This window comes from Microbacterium sp. NPDC089695 (assembly GCF_044749085.1).
In the GTDB taxonomy this organism is placed as follows: domain Bacteria; phylum Actinomycetota; class Actinomycetes; order Actinomycetales; family Microbacteriaceae; genus Microbacterium.
Genome location: NZ_JBIVHG010000001.1, coordinates 2,669,429 through 2,692,039, shown reverse-complemented (window position 1 = coordinate 2,692,039; position 22,611 = coordinate 2,669,429). Strand labels below are relative to the sequence as shown.

Genomic DNA, 22,611 nt, shown 5'->3' with positions numbered 1-22,611 from the left:
ATGCCCGAACGCGAGAGTGCTTCCCCCCGGCACGATCCGGACGCCCGCCTGGGTGACCTGTTCGAGAACCTGCCCGCCCCGACGCAACAGAGCCCGACGGTGGACAACACGCCGCCGGCTCCCGGCTCGCGGCGCGCTGCGCGAGAGGCGGCGAGTCGCTCCGGCGGTGCCGCTCCCACGCCGAGCGGCTCGCCCGCCGGCGCCGATCCCGCCGCGCCGGTTCCCGCGCCCGAACCCGCGACCGCAAGCCCTCGGCCCGCGGTCGATTCGGCCGAGCAGGCCGAATCGGTCGACGCGGAGCGCACCGCGGCGCAGAGCTCCCCGGCCTCCGCTGCCGATGAGGGGACCCCGACCAGAGCGATGCCGATCGCGCCCACCGCGGCTGACACGCCTGTGGACCCGGTACCGGCATCCGTCTCCGCTCCCGCCGCATCCGATACTCCGCTGTCGGCCGACGCTCCGGCGGCCGGGGGGCGCCTCGAAGACCTGTTCCACCATGAGGCCGCCGACGAGGAGAAGACCGGTGCGCCGCGCAAGAAGAAGCGCCGCACCGGATGCCTCGTCGCCCTCATCATCGTCCTCGCCCTGATCGGCGGCGCTGTGGGCGCCGGGGTCTGGGCGTTCAACACCTACGGCGACAGGATCAGCGACGCGATGGGGTGGGGAGAGCCGAAGGACTGGGAGCCCGGCATCGCGACGGGCGAGGTGATGGTCACGATCAACGACGGCGACACCGGCGCCCCTGTGTCGACCTCGTTGTTCGAGGCGGGCGTCACGCGCACCGAGGACGTGTTCTACGACTATCTGGTCTCCGAGAACGTCGCGGTCACGTTCTACCCCGGCATCTACCGTCTGCAGGAGAAGATGACGGCCGCAGACGCCCTCGCGGCCCTGCAGGATCCTGCGAATCGGATGGAGAACACGGCGAGCGTCTCGGAAGGGGCGACGATCGAGTCCTCGCTGCCCGGGATCGCCGAGTCGCTCGCGATGCCCCTGGAAGACCTGCAGGCCGCGATCGACCTCGGTCCCGCCACCTACGGCGTCGACGCCACGAGCCTCGAGGGCTGGCTGTTCCCCGCCGTCTACACGTTCGACCCCGGCGTCACCGCCCAGGGCGTGATCCAGCGCATGGTCGACCGCACGTGGGAGTCGCTCGACGCGGCAGGAGTGCCCGCCGAAGACGCGCAGCGCGTGCTGACGATCGCATCGATCATCCAGCGCGAGGGCATGACCGCCGACTTCGACAAGGTGTCGCGGGTGATCCAGAACCGCCTCGACATCGACATGAAGCTGCAGATGGACTCGACCGCGCAGTACGGCTACGGCTCGCTGCACGAGGGCGTCGTGTCGAGCTCGGCCGAGGCGCTGGCCGACCCGAACCCGTGGAACACGTATGTGAACACGGGGCTGCCGGCGACGCCCATCGCGAGCCCCAGCGACGCCGCCATCAAGGCCGCGATGAACCCCGCTGACGGGCCCTGGCTCTACTTCGTGACCATCAACCTCGCGACGGGGGAGACCCAGTTCTCGGAGACCTACGAGGAGCACCTCCAGGGCGTCGAGAAGTGGGAGCAGTGGTGCCAGGAGAACCCCGACGGAGGATGCTCGGCCGGATGACGCGCACCCGTCTTGCGGTCTGGGGCGACCCGATCGCGCATTCCCGGTCACCGCAGCTCCACGCGGCGGCGTACCGCGTGCTCGGACTCGACTGGGAGTACGGGCGTCGCAGGGTCGACGCGGCGGGCCTCGAGACGGCGCTCGCGTCGCTCGACGAGTCCTGGCGCGGTCTGTCGCTCACGATGCCGCTCAAGGAGGGCGCGCACCGCGTCGCCGACGACCGGGATCGCCATGCCGACCTCACCGGCGCCGTCAACACCCTTCTGCTCGGCGACCGGATCCGGGGCTTCAACACCGACGTCGGCGGTATCGTCGACGCGCTTCATGAGGACGGCCTCGGGCAGGTGTCACACGTGCGGATCCTCGGAGCGGGGGCGACAGCCGCGTCCGCACTCGTCGCCGTGGCCGAGATGGGGGCGCAGCGCGTGGATCTCCGCGCTCGTCGACCCGAACGGGCGGCGCCTCTTCTCCTCCTGGCCGAAGAGCTGGGCATCGACGCCGACGTGACCCCGTTCGACGGCGGCGCGGAGGCGACGGTCGACCTCACCGTGGCGACCCTCCCCGGAGGCAGCGTCCTCGGCGAAGAGCTCGTCGAACCGCTCGCGACGGCAGGAGGCGTGCTCTTCGACGTCGCGTACGCGCCGTGGCCCTCGTCTCTCGCCACCGTCTGGCCCGGCGAGGTGATCTCGGGTCTCGGGATGCTGCTCCACCAGGCCGTGCGACAGATCCGCGTCTTCCAGCACGCAGATCCGAGCATCCCGCTCGACGACGAGGCGGCCGTGCTGACCGCCATGCGCGCGGCGCTCGGGTCGTAGGACGACACGCGGCACGAGCACGGGGGCTGCGCATGGGAGACTAGAACAATGCTCCGCGTGCTCACGGCCGGCGAATCGCACGGCCCAGAACTCATTGCCGTCATGGAGGGCCTGCCCTCGGGTGTCCCGGTGTCGTCCGAGGCCATCCAGGCCGACCTCGCCCGCCGCAAGCTCGGATACGGTCGCGGGTCGCGGATGAAGTTCGAACAGGACGAGCTGTCGATCTCCGGCGGGGTCCGCCACGGGAAGACGCTCGGCAGCCCCATCGCCCTGCGCATCGGCAACACCGAGTGGCCCAAGTGGATCGAGGTCATGAACCCCGAACCGATCGAGCTCACCGACAAGTCCCGCGGCCGCGGCGCTCCGCTGACCCGCCCGCGCCCCGGGCACGCCGACCTCGTCGGCATGCAGAAGTACGACTTCGACGAGGCGCGCCCCATCCTCGAGCGGGCCAGTGCCCGCGAGACGGCTGCGCGCGTCGCTCTCGGCGCCGTCGCCCGCGCGTTCCTCGGCGAGCTCGGCATCCGCCTGGTGAGCCACACCCTGTCGATCGGTCCCGTGCGGGTGCCCGACGGCGCGAAGCTGCCGACGCCCGACGACGTCACCGCGCTCGACGCCGATCCGCTGCGCTGCTTCGACGCCGAGACGTCCGCACGCATGGTCGCCGAGGTCGATGACGCGAAGAAGGACGGCGACACGCTGGGCGGCATCGTCGAGGTGCTCGCCTACGGGCTGCCGCCGGGGCTGGGATCGCACGTGCACTGGGACCGCCGCCTCGACGCGCGACTCGCGCAGGCGCTCATGAGCATTCAGGCGATCAAGGGCGTCGAGGTCGGCGACGGCTTCGAGACCACCCGTCGCCGCGGATCCGCCGCACACGACGAGCTGTTCGCCACCGACGACGGCATCACGCGTGGATCGGATCGTGCGGGCGGCACGGAGGGCGGCATGTCCACCGGTACCGTGCTGCGGGTGCGCGCGGGCATGAAGCCGATCGCGACGGTGCCCCATGCGCTGCGGACGATCGACATCGCGACGGGCGACGACGCCACGGCGCATCACCAGCGCTCCGACGTGTGCGCCGTGCCCGCCGCGGGCGTGGTCGCCGAGGCCATGGTGGCGATCGAGCTGGCCCGAGCCGTGCTGGAGAAGTTCGGCGGCGACAGCGTGCGCGAGACGCGCCGCAACCTCGAGGGGTACCTCGACGGCATCCCCGCGGAGCTCCGCACGACTCCGGCCTCCGAGGCGGCGCTCATCGCGCATGACGAGCGAGGCTGAGCGGCTCACGCTGGTGCTGGTCGGTCCCATGGCCGCCGGCAAGACCAGCGTGGGACGACGTGTGGCGCGCAAGCTCGGCATCCCGTTCATCGACACCGACAAGCGCATCGTCGCGGCGCACGGTCCGATTCCGGCCATCTTCGCGGAGTCCGGCGAACCGCGGTTCCGTGAGGTCGAGCGCGAGGCCGTGGCCGCCGCCCTCGACGAGGGCGGCGTGGTGTCGCTGGGCGGCGGAGCCGTGACCGATGCCGGTACCCGTGAGCTGTTGCGACGGCATCCCGTGGTGTTCCTCACCGTGACCCCCGAGGCCGTGGCCGAGCGCATCGCCGGCGGCGGACGCCCTCTTCTCGAGGGGGAGGACCCGGTCGGCCGGTGGACCCGCATCTTCGACGAACGCCGCGGATGGTACGACGAGGTCGCGTCGATCACTTTCGACACATCGAGGCGTCCGATGCATCGGATCGCCGAGGAGATCGCCGCATGGAGGAGAGAGCAGCAATGAGCACGACGACCATCAGCGTCTCGGGGGAGAGCCCTTACGACATCGCGATCGGACGCGGCATCCTCGACCGTGTGTCGAGCGCTCTCGACCCGGGCGTGCGCAAAGTGCTCGTGGTGCACCCGCCGACTCTGGCGGCGCGGGCAGCAGAGCTGCGCGACCGCCTCCTGGCCGACACCGCGAACGGTCCGCGCGAGGTCCTCCTCGCAGAGGTGCCGGACGCCGAGCAGGGCAAGCGCGTCGAGGTCGCTGCGTTCTGCTGGCAGGTCATGGGTCAGGCGGACTTCACGCGCAGCGACGCCGTGATCGGGTACGGCGGCGGCGCCGTCACCGATCTCGCCGGCTTCGTGGCCGCGACCTGGCTGCGCGGGGTGCAGCTGGTGCAGGTGCCGACCACGGTGCTCGGGCTCGTCGATGCCTCCGTGGGCGGCAAGACCGGAATCAACACCGCGGAGGGCAAGAACCTCGTCGGTGCGTTCTGGGCGCCGCGCGCCGTGATCGGCGACCTCGACGAGCTGGGCAGCCTCAGCGCGAACGAGGCGACAGCGGGCTTCGCCGAGGTGGTCAAGGCCGGGTTCATCTGGTCTCCCGAGATCCTCGACATCGTCGAGGCCGACCCTGCTCGCGCGGTCGACACGACCACGCCCGAGTTCCGTCGCGCCGTCGAGCTCGCGATCGACATGAAGGCGAAGGTCGTGTCCGACGACTTCCGTGAAGCAGGGCAGCGCGAGATCCTCAACTACGGCCACACACTCGGCCACGCGATCGAGCACGCCGAACGGTACCGCTGGCGGCACGGCGCGGCGATCTCCGTCGGCATGCTGTACGCCGCGGAGCTGTCGCGTCTGGCCGGGCGTCTCTCCGATGCCTCCGCCGAGCGGCACCGCACGATCCTCGAGTCCCTCGGCCTGCCGACGAGCTACCGCGCGGGAGCATGGCCGCAGCTCCTCGCCACCATGCAGCGCGACAAGAAGAGCCGCGGCGGGATGCTGCGCTTCATCCTCCTCGATGAGATCGCCAAGCCGACCGTCCTGCAGGCACCCGACGAGTCGCTGCTGTTCGCCGCCTACCAGGAGGTCGGCGAATGACACGGCGCATCCTGCTCGTGAACGGGCCTAACCTCAACCTCCTCGGCACGAGGGAGCCGGAGGTCTACGGCACGGCGACCCTCGACGACGTCGTGGCGCTCACGGCGACGGCTGCGGCCGAGGCGGGCTACGAGCTGCGCGCGGTGCAGAGCAACCACGAGGGCGTCCTGATCGATGCGATCCATGCCGCGCGCGCGGACTGCGCGGCCATCGTGATCAACCCGGGCGGGCTCACGCACACCTCGGTGGCTCTGCGCGATGCGCTCACGGGCGTCGCACTGCCGTTCGCCGAGGTGCACATCTCCGACGTATACGCGCGGGAGGAGTTCCGCCACCATTCGTACCTGCACGACGTCGCCGCGATCCGCGTGATCGGCGAAGGCGTCGCGGGATACGCGGACGCCGTGCGACGGCTCGCCGCGCTCATCCCGTAGAATCGACTGTCGGCTCGCCCCGCCACCCGGCGGCAGGCGGCCCCCACGGACTCACGAAACGGAACTTCCGCACATGGCATCTACCGCAGACATCAAGAACGGCGTCGTCCTCAGCATCGATGGACAGCTCTGGAGCGTCATCGAGTTCCAGCACGTCAAGCCGGGCAAGGGCGGGGCGTTCGTGCGCACGAAGCTCAAGAACGTGGTCTCGGGCAAGGTCGTCGACCGCACCTACAACGCCGGCGCGAAGATCGACATCGAGAACGTCGACCGTCGCGACTACACCTACCTGTACACCGACGGCGACGGCTACGTGTTCATGGACCAGACCGACTTCGACCAGATCACGGTCGGCGCGGCGACGGTCGGCGACGCCAAGAACTTCCTGCTCGAGAACCAGCAGGTCACGATCGCCCTCAACAACGGCAACCCGCTGTACCTCGACCTGCCCGCGTCGGTGATCCTCGAGATCACGTACACCGAGCCGGGCCTGCAGGGCGACCGTTCGTCGGCCGGCACGAAGCCCGCCACGCTCGAGACCGGCTACGAGATCCAGGTGCCGCTCTTCGTCGAAGCCGGCACCAAGGTCAAGGTCGACACCCGCACGGGTGACTACCTCGGTCGCGAGAAGTAAGGCGTGAGCGCCCGTACGAAGGCGCGCAAGCGCGCACTGGACATCCTGTTCTCCTCCGACGTCCGCGGTGACGACCTCGCCGTGACATTGGCGGCGGAGGCGACACGGGCCGCGAGCGAGCCCGCACGCGAGGCCTCGTGGCTCTACGCCCGCGAGGTGGTCGACGGCATCATCGATCACCGCGACGACATCGACGAGCAGATCACCACTCACAGTCGCGACTGGCGCCTCGAGCGTATGCCCGCAGTCGACCGGGCGCTGCTCCGCATCGGCGTCTGGGAGATCCTGTACAACGACCAGGTGCCGACGGCCGTCGCGATCGACGAGGCCGTGGAGCTGGCGAAGGAGTTCTCGACCGACGACTCCGGTGCTTTCGTGCACGGCGTGCTCGCCCGGGTGTCGCGCGCCGTCTGAGCGCGGTCCGCACGGATGCCGACGGCGTCGATGTCGGCGGTTCACGGGACGATCGCGTGATGGACGACTGGCGCTCACTGCTGCCCTCCCCGAACCGCAGCGCCCGCACGCCGCTGGCGCTCGGGGTCGAGGTGCGCGTGCGCGACTCGCGGGGTTCGTGGTCGGCGCGCCCTCAGCGCGCGGCCACCCCGCGCGACATCGCGAAGCGCGAGGGGGAGGTGCTGCTCGGCGTCCGTCCCCTCGTGCGCAGTGAGGCCACCGGGTCGTGGATCCAGGGCGGTGTCTCCTGGGATCTCGTCCGTCGACCCGGTATGCAGTTCGAGACCGCGGTGTCGCGGTGGTTCGGCGATCTGCTCAACATCTCGCGCGACTCGCTGCTCTCCGGATCCTCAGGCGACTGGCTGATCCTCGACCCCGTCGAGTCCGCGCTGCTCTGGCCGCATCTACGGGCGGCCGCGGCTCTCGGCATCCCTCTCGTGCCGACCCAGAAGCACGCGACCGTGGCCCTCGCCGAGACCGTCGTGATCGCGGCCGAGGCCCGTCGTGAGGACTCGGGCTCGCTCCGCGTGCAGGCGGAGGCGACGATCGACGGACGCACGGTCGCCGCGGCGGATGTGCATCCGATCGGTTCGTCCGGTGTGTACGCGATCTCGGTCGCAGGTCGGGGGATGGACCTGCGGCTCGGGGAGTCTCCGCTCGATCCGGCCGTGCGCGCGCTCCTCGCCGCGCCGTCGGGAGTCGGCGTCCCGCCCGACGACGAGCCGGCGTTCCTGCGCGATGCGTACCCGCTGCTGGCGCGCGGCATCCCCATGCGCTCTCGCGGATCCGTGCGACTGCCGACGTTGCCGCCGCCCACGGCCGTGATCACGGTCGCCTTCCAGTCGGGTGATGTCGTGCGCTGGACGGTCGAGTGGGAGTACTCCGGCTATGGGCGCTTCCCGCTCTCCACGACCGCCGACGCGGTGCGCGACGTGCTCGCGGAAGACGAGGCCCGCGGCGCGCTCGTCGAGAGCTGGTCGCGCGCGACCGATCGGCCGTTCGCCGCGCACGGATCGCTCCACGACATCGAGGCCGCCGAGTTCGTCGCGTCCGCCCTGCCCGCACTCGACGCCGACGGGATCACGGTGGTCGTGACGGGACGCCGAAAGGTCTACCACGAGCTGAGCGGTGAGCCCGAGGTCACGATCTCGACCGTCGAGACGACGGATGCCGACTGGTTCGACCTCGGCGTCATCGTGCGCATCGACGGCCGCAGCATCCCCTTCGAGCCGCTGTTCACAGCGCTCAGCAGGGGCCGCAAGAAGATGCTCCTCGCCGACGGCGGCTACTTCTCGCTCGCGCACCCGGCGCTCGGGCGGCTCCGCGACCTCATCGACGAGGCGGGCGGGCTCGACGAATGGGAGACCGGCCCGCGGATCAACCGCCACCAGGTCGATCTGTGGGAGGAGTTCGAGGACCTCGCCGACCAGGCCCTGCCCGCCGTGACCTGGCGTGCGACCGCGCAGGCGCTCCGCGACCTCGAGGGCGTCCCACCGACGGATGCGCCCGAAGGGCTGCGGGCGACGCTGCGGCCGTACCAGAAGAGCGGATTCGACTGGCTCGTGTTCCTGTGGGGTCATCGACTGGGCGGGATCCTCGCCGACGACATGGGGCTCGGCAAGACCCTGCAGATGCTCGCGCTCATCCAGCACGCCAGGGAGCAGGGCGAGACACGCCCCTTCCTCGTCATCGCGCCCACGTCGGTGATGGGGACGTGGCGGGCGGAGGCGGCCACGTTCACGCCTGCGCTCCGCATCGGGATGGTCGGCGCCACGGCGGCGACGGGGGGAGTGCCGCTCGCCGACGTGGTCGCGACCTCCGACGTCGTCGTCACCTCGTACGCGGTCGCCCGCCTGGACGAGGCGCAGTTCGCAGGGGTCGCCTGGGCCGGGATCGTCCTCGACGAGGCGCAGTTCGTCAAGAATCCGTCGACCCGCGTGCATCAGGCCGTGGCCTCGTTCGACGCGGATGTCGTGTACGCCGTCACCGGGACGCCGATGGAGAACAGCCTGAGCGAGTTGTGGGCGCTGCTGTCGCTCACCTCGCCGGGGCTGTTCGCCTCGGCACGATCGTTCCGTGAGCGCTACATCCAGCCGATCGAGCAGGGCAAGGTCCCGGAGAACGCCGAGGGCGGCGACTACCGGCGGGGTCGGCTCGCGCAGCTGCGCCGTCGTATCCGTCCTCTCGTGCTGCGCCGCACCAAGGAACGGGTGGCCGCCGAGCTCCCGCCGACGCAGGAGCAGCTGCTCGACGTCGACCTCAGCCCCGCCCATCGCGCACTTTACGACGTGGTTCTCCAGCGCGAACGCCAGAAGGTGCTCGGGCTCCTCGACGATCTCGACCGCAACCGCTTCATCGTCTTCCGCTCGCTCACGCTGCTGCGGATGCTGAGTCTCGCGCCGGGGCTGATCGACGAGGACGACGCCCACCTCGGTTCGCGCAAGCTCGACGTGCTCCTGGAACGCGTGACCGAGCTGCAGGCCGAGGGCCACCGTGCTCTCGTGTTCAGCCAGTTCACATCGTTCCTCGACCTCGCACAGCAGCGCCTCGATGCGGCGGGGATCCCGTTCGCCCGCCTCGACGGCTCGACCCGACGACGGCAGGAGGTCATCGACGGGTTCACGGCGGGGAAGCAGCCCGTCTTCCTGATCAGCCTCAAGGCCGGCGGATTCGGGCTCACGCTCACGGAGGCCGACTACGTGTTCCTACTCGACCCGTGGTGGAACCCGGCCGCCGAGAAGCAGGCGATCGACCGCACCCATCGCATCGGCCAGACCGAGCAGGTGTTCGTCTACCGGCTGGTCGCGACGGGAACGATCGAGGAGAAGGTGCTCGACCTGCAGCGGCGCAAGGCTCGTCTGTTCGCCGCCGTCATGGACGACGACGACCTGTTCGCGCGGTCGCTCACGGCCGACGACATCCGGGGTCTGTTCGACGGCACCTGATTTGTCCCGGCCGGTCTCCGCAGCCGTCCAGGTGCCCCTCGGTAGAATCGAACGGTTCACCTCAGGAGGAATGCATGCGGATCACTGGGCTCGGCCACGCCGGGATGTTCATCGAGACGGTCGGCGGGAACATCATCTGCGACCCCGTACTCGGCCCCTCGTTCTTCGGATCCTGGTTCCCGTTCCCCGACAACCGCGGCCTCGACTGGGAGCGCTTCGGGCGTGAGGCGGACTTCCTGTACATCTCGCACCGTCACCGCGACCACTTCGACCCGAAGCTCCTCGAGCGCTACATCCGCAAGGACATCGAGGTGCTGTTGCCGGAGTACCCGATCGACGATCTCGAGCAGGACATCCGTGCCCTCGGCTACACGAACATCACCTACGCGCCGGCCGGCGAGATCATCGAGCGCGGTGACCTCAAGATCATGATCACGCCGCTGCGCGCGCCCAGCGACGGCCCGATCGGCGACTCGTCGCTCAGCGTCGACGACGGCACCGGCTCGGTTCTGAACCAGAACGACTCGCATCCGCTCGATCTCGAGAAGCTGCTGCACTTCGGGCGGCCCGACGCGTACTTCACCCAGGTGTCTGGCGCGATCTGGTGGCCGATGGTCTACGACCTCCCGCTCGACGCCAAGCAGAACTTCGCGCAGCTCAAGCGCGACGCGCAGAACAAGCGCGCGATGTACTACATCGAGAAGGTCGACGCCCCGCACGTCTTCCCGATGGCGGGCCCGCCCATGTTCCTGCGCGACGACCTGTTCGATTTCAACGGCCTCGGTCGCAACGGCGAGTCGATCTTCACCGATCAGAAGCAGTTCCTCGCGCACATGCACGAGCAGGCGCCGCAGTACGACGGACAGCTGTTCGTGCCGGGCACGGTCGTCACCGTGGCGGGCGGGGAGGTCTCGACCGAGCAGACGCTGTACACCGAGGCCGAGCTCGCCCACATCTTCGACGAGAAGTGGGACTACCTCGAGGAGCAGCGGGCTGCTCGTCAGGACGAGATCCGTGCCGAGGAGGCGTCCCGAGCCGAGGTGCTCTCGGCGCAGGAGATCCTCGACGAGCTGAAGGCCTGGTGGGAGCCGCTGCTCAAGAAGTCCCGCACGATCCGCCTCGGCGTCGGCGGCAACGTGCGCTTCCGGATCGGCGACCTCGACATGGTCGTCGACTTCCCGCGCGCGAAGGTGCGCGAGTACGCCGGCGAGGACTGCATCTACTGGTACACGATCCCCGCCGACCTCGTCTCGACCAACATCCGCGACCACGAGATCGACTGGTCGAACTCCATCTTCCTGTCGATGCAGTTCTCCGTGGGCCGCAGCGGCAAGTTCAACGAGTTCCTCACGACGTTCCTCAAGTGCCTGTCGGTCGACCGCATCGAGTACGTCGAGAACTGGTATCAGGAGCAGACCGACCAGACCGAGGATGCCGAGATCGGCGACTGGGTCGTGCAGCGCCGCTGCCCCCACCTCCGTGCCGACCTCACGAAGACCGGCAAGGTCGACGACGACGGCATCCTGACGTGCAGCATGCACGACTGGAAGTGGGACCTGAAGACGGGGCGCTGCCTCTCGACGACGGGACATCCGATCCGCGCGTCGAAGGTCGACGAGGTCACCGACGCCGTGCTCAGCGAGGCGAGCTGAAACACTCCGCCCGCGCTCCGATAGACTGACGACGCAAGCAACCTTTAACACCGTCCTGTGAGGCGGAGAAGGGAGCGGCTGATGAGTGCACGCACCGTCCTGCACGAAGCCGATATCTCGCGGGCGCTGACCCGTATCGCGCACGAGATCCTCGAGTCCAATCGCGGCGCTGAGAACCTCGTCCTGCTGGGCATCCCGACCCGCGGAGTGGCTCTCGCCCAACGGCTCGCCCACGTGATCGGCGAGATCTCCCAGACCTCGGTCCCGGTCGGGGCCCTCGACGTCACCCTGTTCCGGGACGACCTCGCGAAGCATCCGACCCGGTCGCCGCAGCCCACCGACATCCCGGCCGGCGGCATCGACGGCCGAACGGTCGTGCTCGTCGACGACGTGCTGTTCTCGGGGCGCAGCATCCGCGCGGCGCTCGACGCACTGCAGTCGATCGGGCGACCCGCCGTGGTGCGACTCGCGATCCTGGTCGACCGCGGCCACCGCGAACTGCCGATCCGCCCCGACTTCGTGGGCAAGAACATCCCCTCCTCGCGCCAGGAGCGCGTCAACGTGCGTCTGCGGGAGAACGACGGCACCGAGGAGGTGACGATCGAGGCATGAGGCACCTGCTCGACACCCGTACCCTCGATCGCGCGACCGCTCTGCGCATCCTCGACGTCGCCGAGGACATGTCCGACACGCAGTCGCGGGAGATCAAGAAGCTCCCGACGCTGCGCGGGAAGACCGTGGTCAACCTCTTCTTCGAGGACTCCACACGCACCCGCATCTCCTTCGAGGCGGCGGCCAAGCGTCTCTCGGCCGACGTCATCAACTTCGCCGCGAAGGGCTCCAGCGTCTCGAAGGGCGAGAGCCTGAAGGACACGGCGCAGACGCTGCAGGCGATGGGAGCGGATGCCGTGGTCATCCGGCATCCCGCGTCCGGCGCCCCGCAGACGCTCGCCACCAGCGGCTGGATCTCCGCCGGAGTCGTGAACGCGGGCGACGGCACGCACGAGCATCCGACGCAGGCACTGCTGGACGCGTTCACGATCCGCAAGCGCCGGTTCGGAGCCGAGAGCCGGGGGCGCGACCTCTCGGGTGTCCGCGTCGTGATCGTCGGCGACGTGCTGCACTCCCGGGTCGCGCGATCGAACGTCTGGCTGCTCGCGACGCTCGGTGCCGAGGTGACGCTCGTCGCCCCGCCGACGCTCGTGCCGCAGAACGTGTCGTTGTGGCCCGTGCGCATCGTGTACGACCTCGACGAGGCTCTGGCCGAGGGGCCGGACGCCGTCATGATGCTGCGGATCCAGCTCGAGCGCATGAACGCGGCGTATTTCCCGACTGAGCGGGAGTATTCCCGTCGCTGGGGGCTCGACGCACGACGTGCGGCGACGCTGCGGGGCGATAGCATTGTGATGCACCCCGGACCCATGAACCGCGGGCTGGAGATCAGCTCCGAGGCGGCCGATTCGCCGCGCTCCACCGTGCTGGAACAGGTCACGAACGGGGTGTCGGTGCGGATGGCCGTGCTGTACCTGCTGCTGGCAGGCGAACGAGACGACGAACGAGGGGGAGACCTGTGAGCGAGACCCTCGTCATCACCGGCGCGCAGCTTCTCGGTGCCGAGAGCGCCGACATCATCGTGGACGGCGGTCGCATCGTCGAGATCGGCAGCGGACTGAGTCGCGCCGGTGCTCGGGTGATCGACGCCGAAGGGCTCGTGGCGCTCCCCGGCCTCGTCGACCTGCACACGCATCTGCGCGAGCCGGGCTACGAAGCCTCCGAGACGATCCTGACGGGAACGCGTGCCGCCGCGGCCGGCGGCTTCACGGCCGTGTTCGCGATGCCGAACACCTCACCGGTGGCCGACACGGCCGGAGTGGTCGAGCAGGAGCTCGCCTTGGGCGAGGCCGCCGGCTATGCCACCGTGCAGCCCATCGGCGCCGTCACCGTCGGGCAGAAGGGCGAGCGGCTCGCCGAGCTCGGCGCCTTGGCGACCTCGCGCGCTCAGGTGCGCGTGTTCAGCGACGACGGCTTCTGCGTGTTCGACCCGCTCATCATGCGCCGGGCCCTCGAGTACGTGAAGTCTTTCGACGGCGTGATCGCCCAGCACGCCCAGGACCCGCGCCTGACCGAAGGCGCCCAGATGAACGAGGGCACGGTGTCGGCCGAGCTGGGTCTCGCCGGATGGCCCGCGGTCGCCGAGGAGTCGATCATCGCGCGCGACGTGCTGCTCGCGGAGCACGTCGGATCGCGGCTGCACCTGTGCCATCTGTCGACCGCCGGCTCGGTCGACATCATCCGCTGGGCCAAGAAGCGCGGCATCGCCGTCACGGCCGAGGTCACCCCGCACCACCTGCTCCTGACCGACGAGCTCGTGCGCGGCTACGACGCGCGGTACAAGGTCAACCCGCCGCTGCGGCGGGAGGAGGACGTCCTCGCGGTGCGCGAGGGCCTGGCCGACGGCACGATCGACATCGTCGCGACCGATCACGCCCCGCATCCGAGCGAGCACAAGACATGCGAGTGGCAGGCGGCCGCGAACGGCATGGTCGGGCTCGAGTCGGCGCTGCGCGTCGTGCACCAGTCGATGGTGCAGACGGGGCTGATCGGATGGAGCGACGTGGCGCGCGTGCTGAGTGCGGCTCCGGCGCGCATCGGTCGGCTCGACGGCCACGGCACCCCGCTCGAGGTCGGCGCCCCCGCCCAGATCGCCCTGTACGACGCCTCCGTCGCCGGGGTGTTCACCGCCGCAGACCTGCACGGTCGGAGCGAGAACTCGCCGTATCTCGGACGCGACCTGCCCGGTCGCGTCGAGTACACGATCCACGGCGGCACCGTGACGGTCGACGGGGGAGCCGTGGTCGAGGAGCTGACGGCATGATCCCCAGGGATGTCGCGATCGCGATCATGATCGCCCTGGCCGTGGTCGTCGTGCTGTCGATGGCGCTCGCCTGGCGTCGACGTCTCCGACGCGACGCGGGGCTCGCGGCCCCGCTCGGTGTGCCCGAGCACGCCGAGGTGATCGACCGGCACGAGGTCCTGTACGTCTCGACGACCAGGCACGACCAGCCGCTCGAACGCCTCACCATGTCGCCGCTCGCGTATCGCGCGCGTGGCGAGGTCGCGGTGACCGACCGCGGTCTCGCGCTCTGCCTCGACGGTGCGCCGACCGTGTTCCTCGCCTCGTCCCGCCTGGTCGGCGTCGATCGCGCCACCGTCACGATCGATCGTGTCGTCGAGTCGGGCGGTCTCGTCCGCGTGGCGTGGAACGCCTCCGACGACACCGTGGTCGACTCCTACCTCCGTCTCACCGACGGCGACCCGAAGACCTTCATCTCTGCACTGCAGCAGCTCGTCCCCGCCTCCGGTGCTGCGGACGACTTCGCTGCCCCCGACACAGGAGCACAGTCATGACCTCCCTCCCCGAACCCGCCGTCCTGGTCCTCGAGGACGGCACCCGTAACACCGGACGCGCATACGGCGCACTGGGCACGACCCTCGGCGAGGTCGTCTTCGCCACCGGCATGTCCGGCTACCAGGAGACGCTCACCGACCCGTCGTACGCGGGTCAGATCGTCCTGCAGACGGCCCCGCACATCGGCAACACCGGCATGAACGACGAGGACCCCGAGTCGCGTCGCATCTGGGTTGCCGGTTACATCGTGCGCGACCCCTCGCGCGTGGTGTCCAACTGGCGAGCGAACGCCTCGCTCGACGAGATCCTCGTGCAGGACGGCATCGTCGGCATCAGCGGCATCGACACGCGCGCGATCACCCGCCACATCCGCTCGGCGGGGTCGATGCGCGGAGGCGTCTTCTCCGGCGAGGCCGCAGGGCTGGATGCCGAGGAGCAGCTGCGCCTCGTGCGTGAGGCGCCCGAGATGGCGGGGCAGAACCTTTCGGCCCAGGTCTCGGTCGACGTCGCCACGGTGACGCAGGCCGTGGGTGAGAAGATCGGCAACCTCGCGGTGCTCGACCTCGGCGTCAAGCAGGCGACCATCGACAACCTCGCCGCGCGCGGGTTCGAGGTGCACGTGCTGCCCCAGTCGTCGAGCTTCGCCGACATCATGGCGATCGACCCGGTCGCCGCCTTCTACTCGAACGGACCCGGCGACCCCTCGGCCTCCGACGGCCAGGTGGCGGTGCTGCGCGAGGTGCTCGACGCGAAGCTGCCCTACTTCGGCATCTGCTTCGGCAACCAGCTGTTCGGCCGCGCCCTCGGGCTCGGCACGTACAAGCTGACGTTCGGTCACCGCGGCATCAACCAGCCGGTGCTCGACAAGTCGACCGGCAAGGTCGAGATCACGGCCCACAACCACGGGTTCGCGGTCGACGCCCCGCTCGACGGCCCCTTCGACAGCCCTCACGGCTACGGCGCGGTCGAGGTCAGTCACATCGGCCTCAACGACAACGTCGTGGAGGGGCTGCGCGCCCTCGATCTCCCCGCGTTCTCGGTGCAGTATCACCCTGAGGCCGCGGCCGGCCCCCACGACGCCAACTACCTCTTCGACCGGTTCCGCGACATGGTCATCGCGAGCAAGAAGGACGCACAGTAATGCCCAAGCGCGACGACATCAGCTCCGTTCTCGTCATCGGATCCGGCCCGATCGTCATCGGTCAGGCCTGCGAGTTCGACTACTCCGGCACCCAGGCGTGCCGCGTCCTCCGCGAGGAGGGCGTGCGCGTGATCCTCGTGAACTCGAACCCCGCGACGATCATGACCGACCCCGACTTCGCCGACGCGACGTACATCGAGCCGATCACCCCCGAGGTCATCGAGACGATCATCGCGAAGGAGAAGCCCGACGCCATCCTGCCGACCCTCGGCGGTCAGACCGCGCTCAACGCGGCCATGACCCTCGACGAACGGGGAATCCTCGAGAAGTACGGCGTCGAGCTCATCGGCGCCAAGGTCGACGCGATCAAGAAGGGCGAGGACCGCCAGGTCTTCAAGGAGCTCGTGATCGAGGCCGGCGCCGACGTCGCGAAGAGCGTGATCGCCCACACGATGGACGACCTCCTCGCCGGCGCCGAGCAGCTCGGCTACCCGCTCGTAGTGCGTCCGTCGTTCACGATGGGCGGCCTGGGCTCGGGATTCGCCTACGACGAAGAAGACCTCCGCCGCATCGGAGGTGCGGGCCTGCGCGACTCTCCCACGACCGAGGTTCTCCTGGAGGAGTCGATCCTCGGCTGGAAGGAGTACGAGCTCGAGCTCATGCGCGACACGGCCGACAACACGGTCGTCGTCTGCTCGATCGAGAACGTCGATCCGGTCGGCGTCCACACCGGCGACTCGATCACGGTGGCACCGGCGCTGACGCTGACCGACCGCGAGTACCAGAAGATGCGCGACATCGGCATCGACATCATCCGCGCCGTGGGCGTCGACACCGGCGGCTGCAACATCCAGTTCGCGGTCGACCCGACGAACGGTCGCATCATCGTGATCGAGATGAATCCTCGCGTGTCGCGCTCGAGTGCGCTGGCGTCGAAGGCGACCGGTTTCCCGATCGCGAAGCTCGCCGCGAAGCTCGCGCTGGGGTACCGCCTCGACGAGATCCCGAACGACATCACGGGCGTCACGCCCGCGAGCTTCGAGCCGACTCTCGACTACGTGGTGGTCAAGGTTCCGCGTTTCGCGTTCGAGAAGTTCCCGGCTGCGGACGCGACGCTCACCACGACCATGAAGTCGGTCGGCGAGGCGATGGCGATCGGCCGCAACTATGCGACGGCGCTGCAGAAGGCGCTGCGCTCGCTCGAGAAGCGCGGCTCCAGCTTCCACTGGGGCGCGGAGGAGCGCTCGGTCGAGGAGCTGCTCGAGATCGCGAAGACGCCGACCGACGGCCGTATCGTCACCCTGCAGCAGGCGCTGCGCAAGGGCGCGACGGTCGAGCAGGCCTTCGACGCGACCGCGATGGACCCGTGGTTCCTCGACCAGATCGTGCTGATCAACGAGGTCGCCGAGCTCGTGCGCACGGCTCCCGAGCTCGATGCCGCGACGCTGCGCTACGCCAAGGAGCACGGCTTCTCCGACGCGCAGCTGGCGCAGCTGCGCGGCGAGAGCGAAGAGGAGGTCCGCGGCGTGCGCCATGGCCTCGGCATCCGTCCCGTCTACAAGACGGTCGACACGTGCGCCGGCGAGTTCCCCGCGCTCACGCCGTACCACTACTCGAGCTACGACTCCGAGACCGAGGTCGCACCGTCCGACCGCACCAAGGTCGTCATCATCGGCTCCGGCCCGAACCGCATCGGACAGGGCGTCGAGTTCGACTACTCGTGCGTGCACGCGTCGTTCGCGCTGTCGGATGCCGGGTTCGAGACCGTCATGGTCAACTGCAACCCGGAGACCGTGTCGACCGACTACGACACCTCCGACCGCCTGTACTTCGAGCCGCTGACGCTCGAGGACGTCCTGGAGGTGCTGGACGCGGAGGCCGCGAGCGGAACGATCCTGGGTGTCGTCTGCCAGCTCGGCGGCCAGACCCCGCTGGGCCTCGCCAAGGGCATCGAAGCGGCCGGGTACACCGTGCTCGGCACGAGCCCCGCCGCGATCGACATCGCGGAGGAGCGCGAGCTGTTCTCGCAGCTCCTCGACACCGCGGGGCTCCTCGCCCCGCGTCACGGCACGGCCGTCGACGTCGAGGGTGCGGTGGCCGTGGCCGAGGAGATCGGCTACCCCGTGCTGGTGCGTCCGAGCTTCGTGCTCGGCGGTCGTGGCATGGAGATCGTGTACGGCACCGAGGCGCTGCGCGACTACTTCGTGCGCACCGCGGGAGAGGTCGTGATCGAGGAGGGCAAGCCGCTTCTCGTCGACCGCTTCCTCGACGACGCGATCGAGCTCGACGTCGATGCGCTCTACGACGGCACCGACCTGTTCATCGGCGGGGTCATGGAGCATCTGGAGGAGGCCGGCATCCACTCCGGCGACTCGAGCTGCACGCTGCCGCCCGTGTCGCTCGGCCGCACCGACATCGATCGGGTGCGGGAGGCGACGCTCGCGATCGCCGAGGGCGTCGGGGTCCGCGGGCTGCTGAACGTGCAGTTCGCGATCAGCGCCGGCGTGCTCTATGTGATCGAGGCCAACCCCCGTGCGAGCCGCACGGTGCCCTTCGTGTCCAAGGCGCTCGGGATTCCGATGGCCAAGGCCGCGAGCCGCGTCATGGCGGGTGCGACGATCGCGGAGCTCCGCGCGGAGGGCATGCTCCCTGAGCAGGACGGCTCGCGCGTGCCGCTCGACGCCCCCGTGTCGGTCAAGGAGGCCGTGCTGCCGTTCAAGCGCTTCCGTACGGCCGACGGCAAGACCGTCGACTCGGTCCTCGGCCCGGAGATGCGCTCGACGGGTGAGGTCATGGGCATCGACCGCGACTTCCCGACCGCGTTCGCGAAGAGCCAGGCCGCGGCCTACGGCGGGATGCCGACCTCGGGCACCGTGTTCATCTCGGTCGCCGACTCCGACAAGCGTGCGGTGATCCTTCCGGCGCACCGCCTGCAGCAGCTCGGCTTCACGATCGTGGCGACCGAGGGCACGGCCGAGATCCTCTCCCGCAACGGCATCGCGGTGACCGTGGTCGAGAAGTACAGCGACACGCAGGAGTCGGGCGCCACGAACATCGTCGACCTCATCAACGAGGGCTCGATCGACATCGTCGTGAACACCCCGTCGGGCGGCGCGGCTCGGGCCGACGGCTACGAGATCCGTGCGGCGGCGGTCGCCGCCGACAAGGCGCTGTTCACGACCATGGCGGTTCTCGGTGCGGCCGTGAGCGGTATGGATGCGGCCCACGAGGGCTTCCAGGTGAAGAGCCTCCAGGAGTACGCGCTCGACCGGAAGGCCGCGGTGTGACCAGCTCCTTCGGCGAGCGGGTCCGTCGCGTCCTCGACGCGCACGGCCCGCTCTGCGTGGGCATCGACCCCCATGCGTCGCTGCTCGACGCCTGGGGGCTCGCTCAGGACGCCGGCGGCGTCCGCGAGTTCGGACTGCGCACGGTGGCGGCCGCCGCCGGCCGTGCCGGGATCGTGAAGCCCCAGGTGTCGTTCTTCGAGCGGTTCGGATCCGCCGGGTTCGAGGCACTCGAAGACGTGCTCGCCGCCGCGCGCGCCGCCGGGCTGCTCGTGATCGCCGACGCCAAGCGCGGCGACATCGGCACGACGATGGACGCCTACGCGGCTGCGTGGCTCACACCCGGTTCTCCCCTCGAAGCCGACGCTCTCACGGTCAACCCGTTCCTCGGCGTGGGGGCGCTGGACGGCACGTTCGCCCTCGCGCACGAGCACGGCAAAGGCGTGTTCGTGCTGGCCGCGACGAGCAACCCCGAGGCGCTGACGCTCCAGCGCTCCGAGTCGTCCACGGGTCGCACGGTGTCGGCCGACATCGTGTCGGTGGTCTCCGCGCGCAATGCCGAGCGCACACGTACGGGGGAGTGGGGGAGCATCGGGTTCGTCGTCGGGGCCACTGTCGACTGGTCGGATGCCGGACTCGCGGCGTTCACACCGCCCGCGCCCATCCTCGCGCCGGGCTTCGGCGCCCAGGGGGCGACTCCCGCCGACCTCCACCGCCGTTTCGGATCCATGAGCGCCGCCGTCGTGGCCAGCGAGAGCCGCAGCATCCTCGCCGCAGGTCCGGAGGGAGTCGCCGCTGCCATCGACGCACGCGTCGCCGAGTACAGGGAGGCACACCGTGGCTGAAGCCCGCCCGGTCCCCGAGGTCGATCGCGCCGCCGCCGCGCGCAAGGCCGTGGAGCGTCGACGCGCCCGCGCGTCCCTCAAGCGCGACCTCACGATGCGCGTCATCACCCCGCAGACCGTGGTCGAGCGGGCGACCGCCGATCCCGACTCCGTCGAGGGGTCGATGAGGATCACGGATTTCCTGCTCGCGCTGCCGGCGATCGGCGCGGGCAAGCGCGACCGCATCCTCGAAGAGCTGAGCATCTCGCCGGTCAAACGCCTCGGCGGTCTCGGTGTGCGTCAACGCGTCGCGCTGTCGCGGTGGCTCGACGAGCGCTTCCCGGTGCTCGTCCCTCGCGGCGCCCGCAGCCGGCTGCTCGTGCTGGCCGGCCCGACGGCCGTGGGCAAGGGCACGGTCGCGGCGCACATCCGCGAGCACAATCCCGAGATCCACCTGTCCGTCTCCGCGACGACGCGCGCTCCGCGCCCCGGCGAGGTCGACGGCGTGCACTACTACTTCGTGGACGACGCCGAGTTCGACCGGCTGATCGCGGATGACGAGCTGCTCGAGTACGCGGTCGTGCACAACAAATCCCGCTACGGCACGCCGCGTGCGCCGATCGACACGGCTCTGGCCGAGGGCAGGACGGTGCTGCTCGAGATCGACCTCCAGGGCGCGCGTCAGGTGCGCCGTGCGGAGCCGAGCGCGACGCTCGTGTTCCTGCTGCCCCCGACGTGGGACGAGCTGGTCCAGAGACTGGTCGGTCGCGGCACGGAGGATGCCGAGGAGCGTGCCCGTCGGCTGCGCACCGCGAAGGTCGAACTGGCGGCGCAGAACGAGTTCGATCACCTCGTCGTGAACGAGGACGTCGCCGCTGCGGCCGCGGAGGTCGTAGAATTGTCTTCTAGCTCTGCGCGCTGAGTCCTCTCGCGCGCCCGCAGCACCGACTTCGCGACGATCCCGTCGCCTGAATCAGGAGGTCCCATCATGGCCGGACACCACAACAACGGCATCATCGATCCCCCCATCGACAACCTGCTCGACCGCGTGGACTCCAAGTACGAGCTCGTCATCTACGCTGCGAAGCGCGCGCGTCAGATCAACGACTACTACTCCGACCTGCACGAGGGCAACCTCTTCGACAACGTCGGTCCGCTCGTCGACTCCTCGGTCGAGGACAAGCCGCTGACGATCGCCCTGCACGAGATCAACGAGGACAAGCTCCGCCTGCGTCACGCCGAGTGACGTCCCGTGACCGCGCCACCCGCTGATGTCGGTGGCGCGGTCCACAATGGGGTCCACCCCGTCACCCGTCCGATCCCGTCCTGGAGCACCGATGAGCGCCCTGCGTCTGTTCACGTCCGAGTCCGTCACCGAAGGGCACCCGGACAAGATCTGCGACCAGATCTCGGACAGCATCCTCGACGGGCTCATCGCCAAGGACCCGGGCTCCCGCGTCGCGGTCGAGACCCTCGTCACGACGGGTCTCGTGCACGTCGCGGGTGAGATCCGCACCGACGCCTACGTCGACATCCCGACGATCGTGCGCCAGGTCGTGAACGGCATCGGCTACACGTCGAGCGACACCGGCTTCGACGGCGACTCGTGCGGTGTCAGCGTGTCGGTGGGCGAGCAGTCCTCCGACATCGCGCACGGCGTCGACAGCGCGCAGGAGCATCGCGACGGGTCGTCGGTCGATCCGCTCGACGGGCTCGGCGCCGGCGACCAGGGCATCATGTTCGGTTTCGCCACCAACGAGACGCCGCAGCTGATGCCGATGGCCGCGTGGACCGCTCACCGCATCGCCGAGCGGCTCACCGAGGTGCGACGCTCGGGTGCGCTGCCGTTCCTGCGACCGGACGGCAAGACCCAGGTCACCCTGGGCTACGACGGCTTCACGCCGAAGACCGTCGACGCGGTCGTGCTCTCGACGCAGCACAACCCCGACATCTCGCAGGACGACATCAAGGCGCAGGTGCGCGAGCACGTGATCGACCCCGTGCTCGCGACGACGGGGCTCGACCTCGACGACGTCACGTACTACATCAACCCCGCCGGGCCCTTCGTCACGGGCGGCCCGAAGGGCGATGCGGGTCTGACCGGCCGCAAGATCATCATCGACACGTACGGCGGCGCGGCCAGGCATGGCGGCGGCGCGTTCAGCGGCAAGGATCCGTCGAAGGTCGATCGTTCGGGTGCGTACGCCACGCGTTGGGTCGCGAAGAACGCGGTCGCCGCCGGCCTCGCCGACCGCCTCGAGGTGCAGGTGGCGTACGCGATCGGGGTCGCGCGTCCGGTCGGCCTCTACGTCGAGACATTCGGCACCGGCGCGGTGTCCGACGAGGTCATCACCAAGGCCATCCTCGATGTGTTCGACCTGCGCCCGCAGGCGATCATCGAGCAGCTCGACCTCCTGCGTCCGATCTACGCCCGCACGGCCGCGTACGGCCACTTCGGGCGCGAGCTCCCGGAGTTCACCTGGGAGCGGACCGACCGCGCCGAGGAGCTGCGGGCGGCCGCCGGCCTCTGAGCCCCCG

Annotated in this window: 20 protein-coding genes; all 20 read left to right on the top strand. The window is 69.7% G+C overall.

Going from position 1 to position 22,611, the window contains the following annotated elements:
* The 20 genes from mltG to metK all read left to right on the top strand — a co-directional run bounded on the left by mltG (position 1) and on the right by metK (position 22,604).
* Entirely contained in the window at positions 1-1,617 is a 1,617-nt protein-coding gene (gene mltG, locus ACIPYT_RS12960) for an endolytic transglycosylase MltG (RefSeq protein WP_401074632.1), read from the top strand.
* Positions 1,614-2,432 (top strand): shikimate dehydrogenase family protein, encoded by an 819-nt coding sequence (locus ACIPYT_RS12955; protein ID WP_401074630.1) that lies wholly within the window; start codon positions 1,614-1,616, stop codon positions 2,430-2,432. The genes mltG and ACIPYT_RS12955 overlap by 4 nt, the downstream gene beginning before the upstream one ends.
* A 48-nt stretch (positions 2,433-2,480) precedes the next feature.
* On the top strand, positions 2,481-3,710 hold the full coding sequence (gene aroC / locus ACIPYT_RS12950) for a chorismate synthase (protein WP_401074627.1): 1,230 nt from the start codon (positions 2,481-2,483) through the stop codon (positions 3,708-3,710).
* Positions 3,694-4,212, top strand: coding sequence for a shikimate kinase (locus tag ACIPYT_RS12945; RefSeq protein ID WP_401074624.1), 519 nt, complete (start codon positions 3,694-3,696; stop codon positions 4,210-4,212). Before aroC ends, ACIPYT_RS12945 begins: the two co-directional genes overlap by 17 nt.
* Positions 4,209-5,297 (top strand): 3-dehydroquinate synthase, encoded by a 1,089-nt coding sequence (gene aroB, locus ACIPYT_RS12940; RefSeq protein ID WP_401074622.1) that lies wholly within the window; start codon positions 4,209-4,211, stop codon positions 5,295-5,297. Before ACIPYT_RS12945 ends, aroB begins: the two co-directional genes overlap by 4 nt.
* Positions 5,294-5,731: a type II 3-dehydroquinate dehydratase gene (aroQ, locus tag ACIPYT_RS12935; protein ID WP_401074620.1), complete on the top strand. Its 438-nt coding sequence runs from the start codon at positions 5,294-5,296 to the stop codon at positions 5,729-5,731. The genes aroB and aroQ overlap by 4 nt, the downstream gene beginning before the upstream one ends.
* A gap of 73 nt (positions 5,732-5,804) precedes the next feature.
* Positions 5,805-6,365, top strand: coding sequence for an elongation factor P (efp, locus tag ACIPYT_RS12930; RefSeq protein ID WP_401074617.1), 561 nt, complete (start codon positions 5,805-5,807; stop codon positions 6,363-6,365).
* A 3-nt stretch (positions 6,366-6,368) separates the two neighbouring features.
* Entirely contained in the window at positions 6,369-6,779 is a 411-nt protein-coding gene (nusB, locus tag ACIPYT_RS12925; protein ID WP_401074615.1) for a transcription antitermination factor NusB, read from the top strand.
* A 59-nt stretch (positions 6,780-6,838) separates the two neighbouring features.
* Entirely contained in the window at positions 6,839-9,763 is a 2,925-nt protein-coding gene (locus ACIPYT_RS12920) for a DEAD/DEAH box helicase (protein ID WP_401074613.1), read from the top strand.
* 74 nt (positions 9,764-9,837) lie between these two features.
* Entirely contained in the window at positions 9,838-11,415 is a 1,578-nt protein-coding gene (locus tag ACIPYT_RS12915; RefSeq protein ID WP_401074610.1) for a Rieske 2Fe-2S domain-containing protein, read from the top strand.
* An 81-nt stretch (positions 11,416-11,496) separates the two neighbouring features.
* Entirely contained in the window at positions 11,497-12,027 is a 531-nt protein-coding gene (gene pyrR / locus ACIPYT_RS12910) for a bifunctional pyr operon transcriptional regulator/uracil phosphoribosyltransferase PyrR (protein WP_401074607.1), read from the top strand.
* On the top strand, positions 12,024-12,989 hold the full coding sequence (locus tag ACIPYT_RS12905) for an aspartate carbamoyltransferase catalytic subunit (RefSeq protein ID WP_401074604.1): 966 nt from the start codon (positions 12,024-12,026) through the stop codon (positions 12,987-12,989). The genes pyrR and ACIPYT_RS12905 overlap by 4 nt, the downstream gene beginning before the upstream one ends.
* A complete protein-coding gene (locus ACIPYT_RS12900) occupies positions 12,986-14,290 on the top strand; it encodes a dihydroorotase (protein WP_401074601.1) in 1,305 nt (434 codons plus the stop codon). Before ACIPYT_RS12905 ends, ACIPYT_RS12900 begins: the two co-directional genes overlap by 4 nt.
* Positions 14,287-14,823: a hypothetical protein gene (locus ACIPYT_RS12895; RefSeq protein ID WP_401074598.1), complete on the top strand. Its 537-nt coding sequence runs from the start codon at positions 14,287-14,289 to the stop codon at positions 14,821-14,823. Before ACIPYT_RS12900 ends, ACIPYT_RS12895 begins: the two co-directional genes overlap by 4 nt.
* A complete protein-coding gene (carA, locus tag ACIPYT_RS12890; RefSeq protein ID WP_401074595.1) occupies positions 14,820-15,965 on the top strand; it encodes a glutamine-hydrolyzing carbamoyl-phosphate synthase small subunit in 1,146 nt (381 codons plus the stop codon). Before ACIPYT_RS12895 ends, carA begins: the two co-directional genes overlap by 4 nt.
* Entirely contained in the window at positions 15,965-19,252 is a 3,288-nt protein-coding gene (gene carB, locus ACIPYT_RS12885; RefSeq protein ID WP_401074592.1) for a carbamoyl-phosphate synthase large subunit, read from the top strand. The genes carA and carB overlap by 1 nt, the downstream gene beginning before the upstream one ends.
* Positions 19,249-20,094, top strand: a complete 846-nt coding sequence (pyrF, locus tag ACIPYT_RS12880) for an orotidine-5'-phosphate decarboxylase (RefSeq protein WP_401074589.1) — start codon at positions 19,249-19,251, stop codon at positions 20,092-20,094. The genes carB and pyrF overlap by 4 nt, the downstream gene beginning before the upstream one ends.
* Positions 20,087-20,995 (top strand): guanylate kinase, encoded by a 909-nt coding sequence (gene gmk / locus ACIPYT_RS12875; protein ID WP_401074586.1) that lies wholly within the window; start codon positions 20,087-20,089, stop codon positions 20,993-20,995. Before pyrF ends, gmk begins: the two co-directional genes overlap by 8 nt.
* Positions 20,996-21,061: 66 nt before the next feature.
* The gene (rpoZ, locus tag ACIPYT_RS12870) at positions 21,062-21,319 is read left to right on the top strand and encodes a DNA-directed RNA polymerase subunit omega (RefSeq protein ID WP_091233318.1); all 258 of its coding nucleotides are present in this window, start codon (positions 21,062-21,064) and stop codon (positions 21,317-21,319) included.
* Between the two features lie 91 nt (positions 21,320-21,410).
* On the top strand, positions 21,411-22,604 hold the full coding sequence (gene metK / locus ACIPYT_RS12865) for a methionine adenosyltransferase (RefSeq protein WP_401074582.1): 1,194 nt from the start codon (positions 21,411-21,413) through the stop codon (positions 22,602-22,604).
* Positions 22,605-22,611: the final 7 nt, after the last annotated feature.

Excerpts from the sequence above, each read along its gene's own strand:
- ACIPYT_RS12955 (WP_401074630.1), top strand. The coding sequence starts at position 1,614 with ATGACGCGCACCCGTCTTGCGGTCTGGGGCGACCCGATCGCGCATTCC.
- carB (WP_401074592.1), top strand. The coding sequence starts at position 15,965 with ATGCCCAAGCGCGACGACATCAGCTCCGTTCTCGTCATCGGATCCGGC.
- ACIPYT_RS12895 (WP_401074598.1), top strand. The coding sequence starts at position 14,287 with ATGATCCCCAGGGATGTCGCGATCGCGATCATGATCGCCCTGGCCGTG.
- metK (WP_401074582.1), top strand. The coding sequence starts at position 21,411 with ATGAGCGCCCTGCGTCTGTTCACGTCCGAGTCCGTCACCGAAGGGCAC.
- ACIPYT_RS12905 (WP_401074604.1), top strand. The coding sequence starts at position 12,024 with ATGAGGCACCTGCTCGACACCCGTACCCTCGATCGCGCGACCGCTCTG.
- ACIPYT_RS12915 (WP_401074610.1), top strand. The coding sequence starts at position 9,838 with ATGCGGATCACTGGGCTCGGCCACGCCGGGATGTTCATCGAGACGGTC.
- ACIPYT_RS12945 (WP_401074624.1), top strand. The coding sequence starts at position 3,694 with ATGACGAGCGAGGCTGAGCGGCTCACGCTGGTGCTGGTCGGTCCCATG.
- carA (WP_401074595.1), top strand. The coding sequence starts at position 14,820 with ATGACCTCCCTCCCCGAACCCGCCGTCCTGGTCCTCGAGGACGGCACC.
- ACIPYT_RS12920 (WP_401074613.1), top strand. The coding sequence starts at position 6,839 with ATGGACGACTGGCGCTCACTGCTGCCCTCCCCGAACCGCAGCGCCCGC.
- aroC (WP_401074627.1), top strand. The coding sequence starts at position 2,481 with ATGCTCCGCGTGCTCACGGCCGGCGAATCGCACGGCCCAGAACTCATT.
- mltG (WP_401074632.1), top strand. The coding sequence starts at position 1 with ATGCCCGAACGCGAGAGTGCTTCCCCCCGGCACGATCCGGACGCCCGC.
- aroB (WP_401074622.1), top strand. The coding sequence starts at position 4,209 with ATGAGCACGACGACCATCAGCGTCTCGGGGGAGAGCCCTTACGACATC.
- aroQ (WP_401074620.1), top strand. The coding sequence starts at position 5,294 with ATGACACGGCGCATCCTGCTCGTGAACGGGCCTAACCTCAACCTCCTC.
- pyrR (WP_401074607.1), top strand. The coding sequence starts at position 11,497 with ATGAGTGCACGCACCGTCCTGCACGAAGCCGATATCTCGCGGGCGCTG.
- rpoZ (WP_091233318.1), top strand. The coding sequence starts at position 21,062 with ATGGCCGGACACCACAACAACGGCATCATCGATCCCCCCATCGACAAC.
- efp (WP_401074617.1), top strand. The coding sequence starts at position 5,805 with ATGGCATCTACCGCAGACATCAAGAACGGCGTCGTCCTCAGCATCGAT.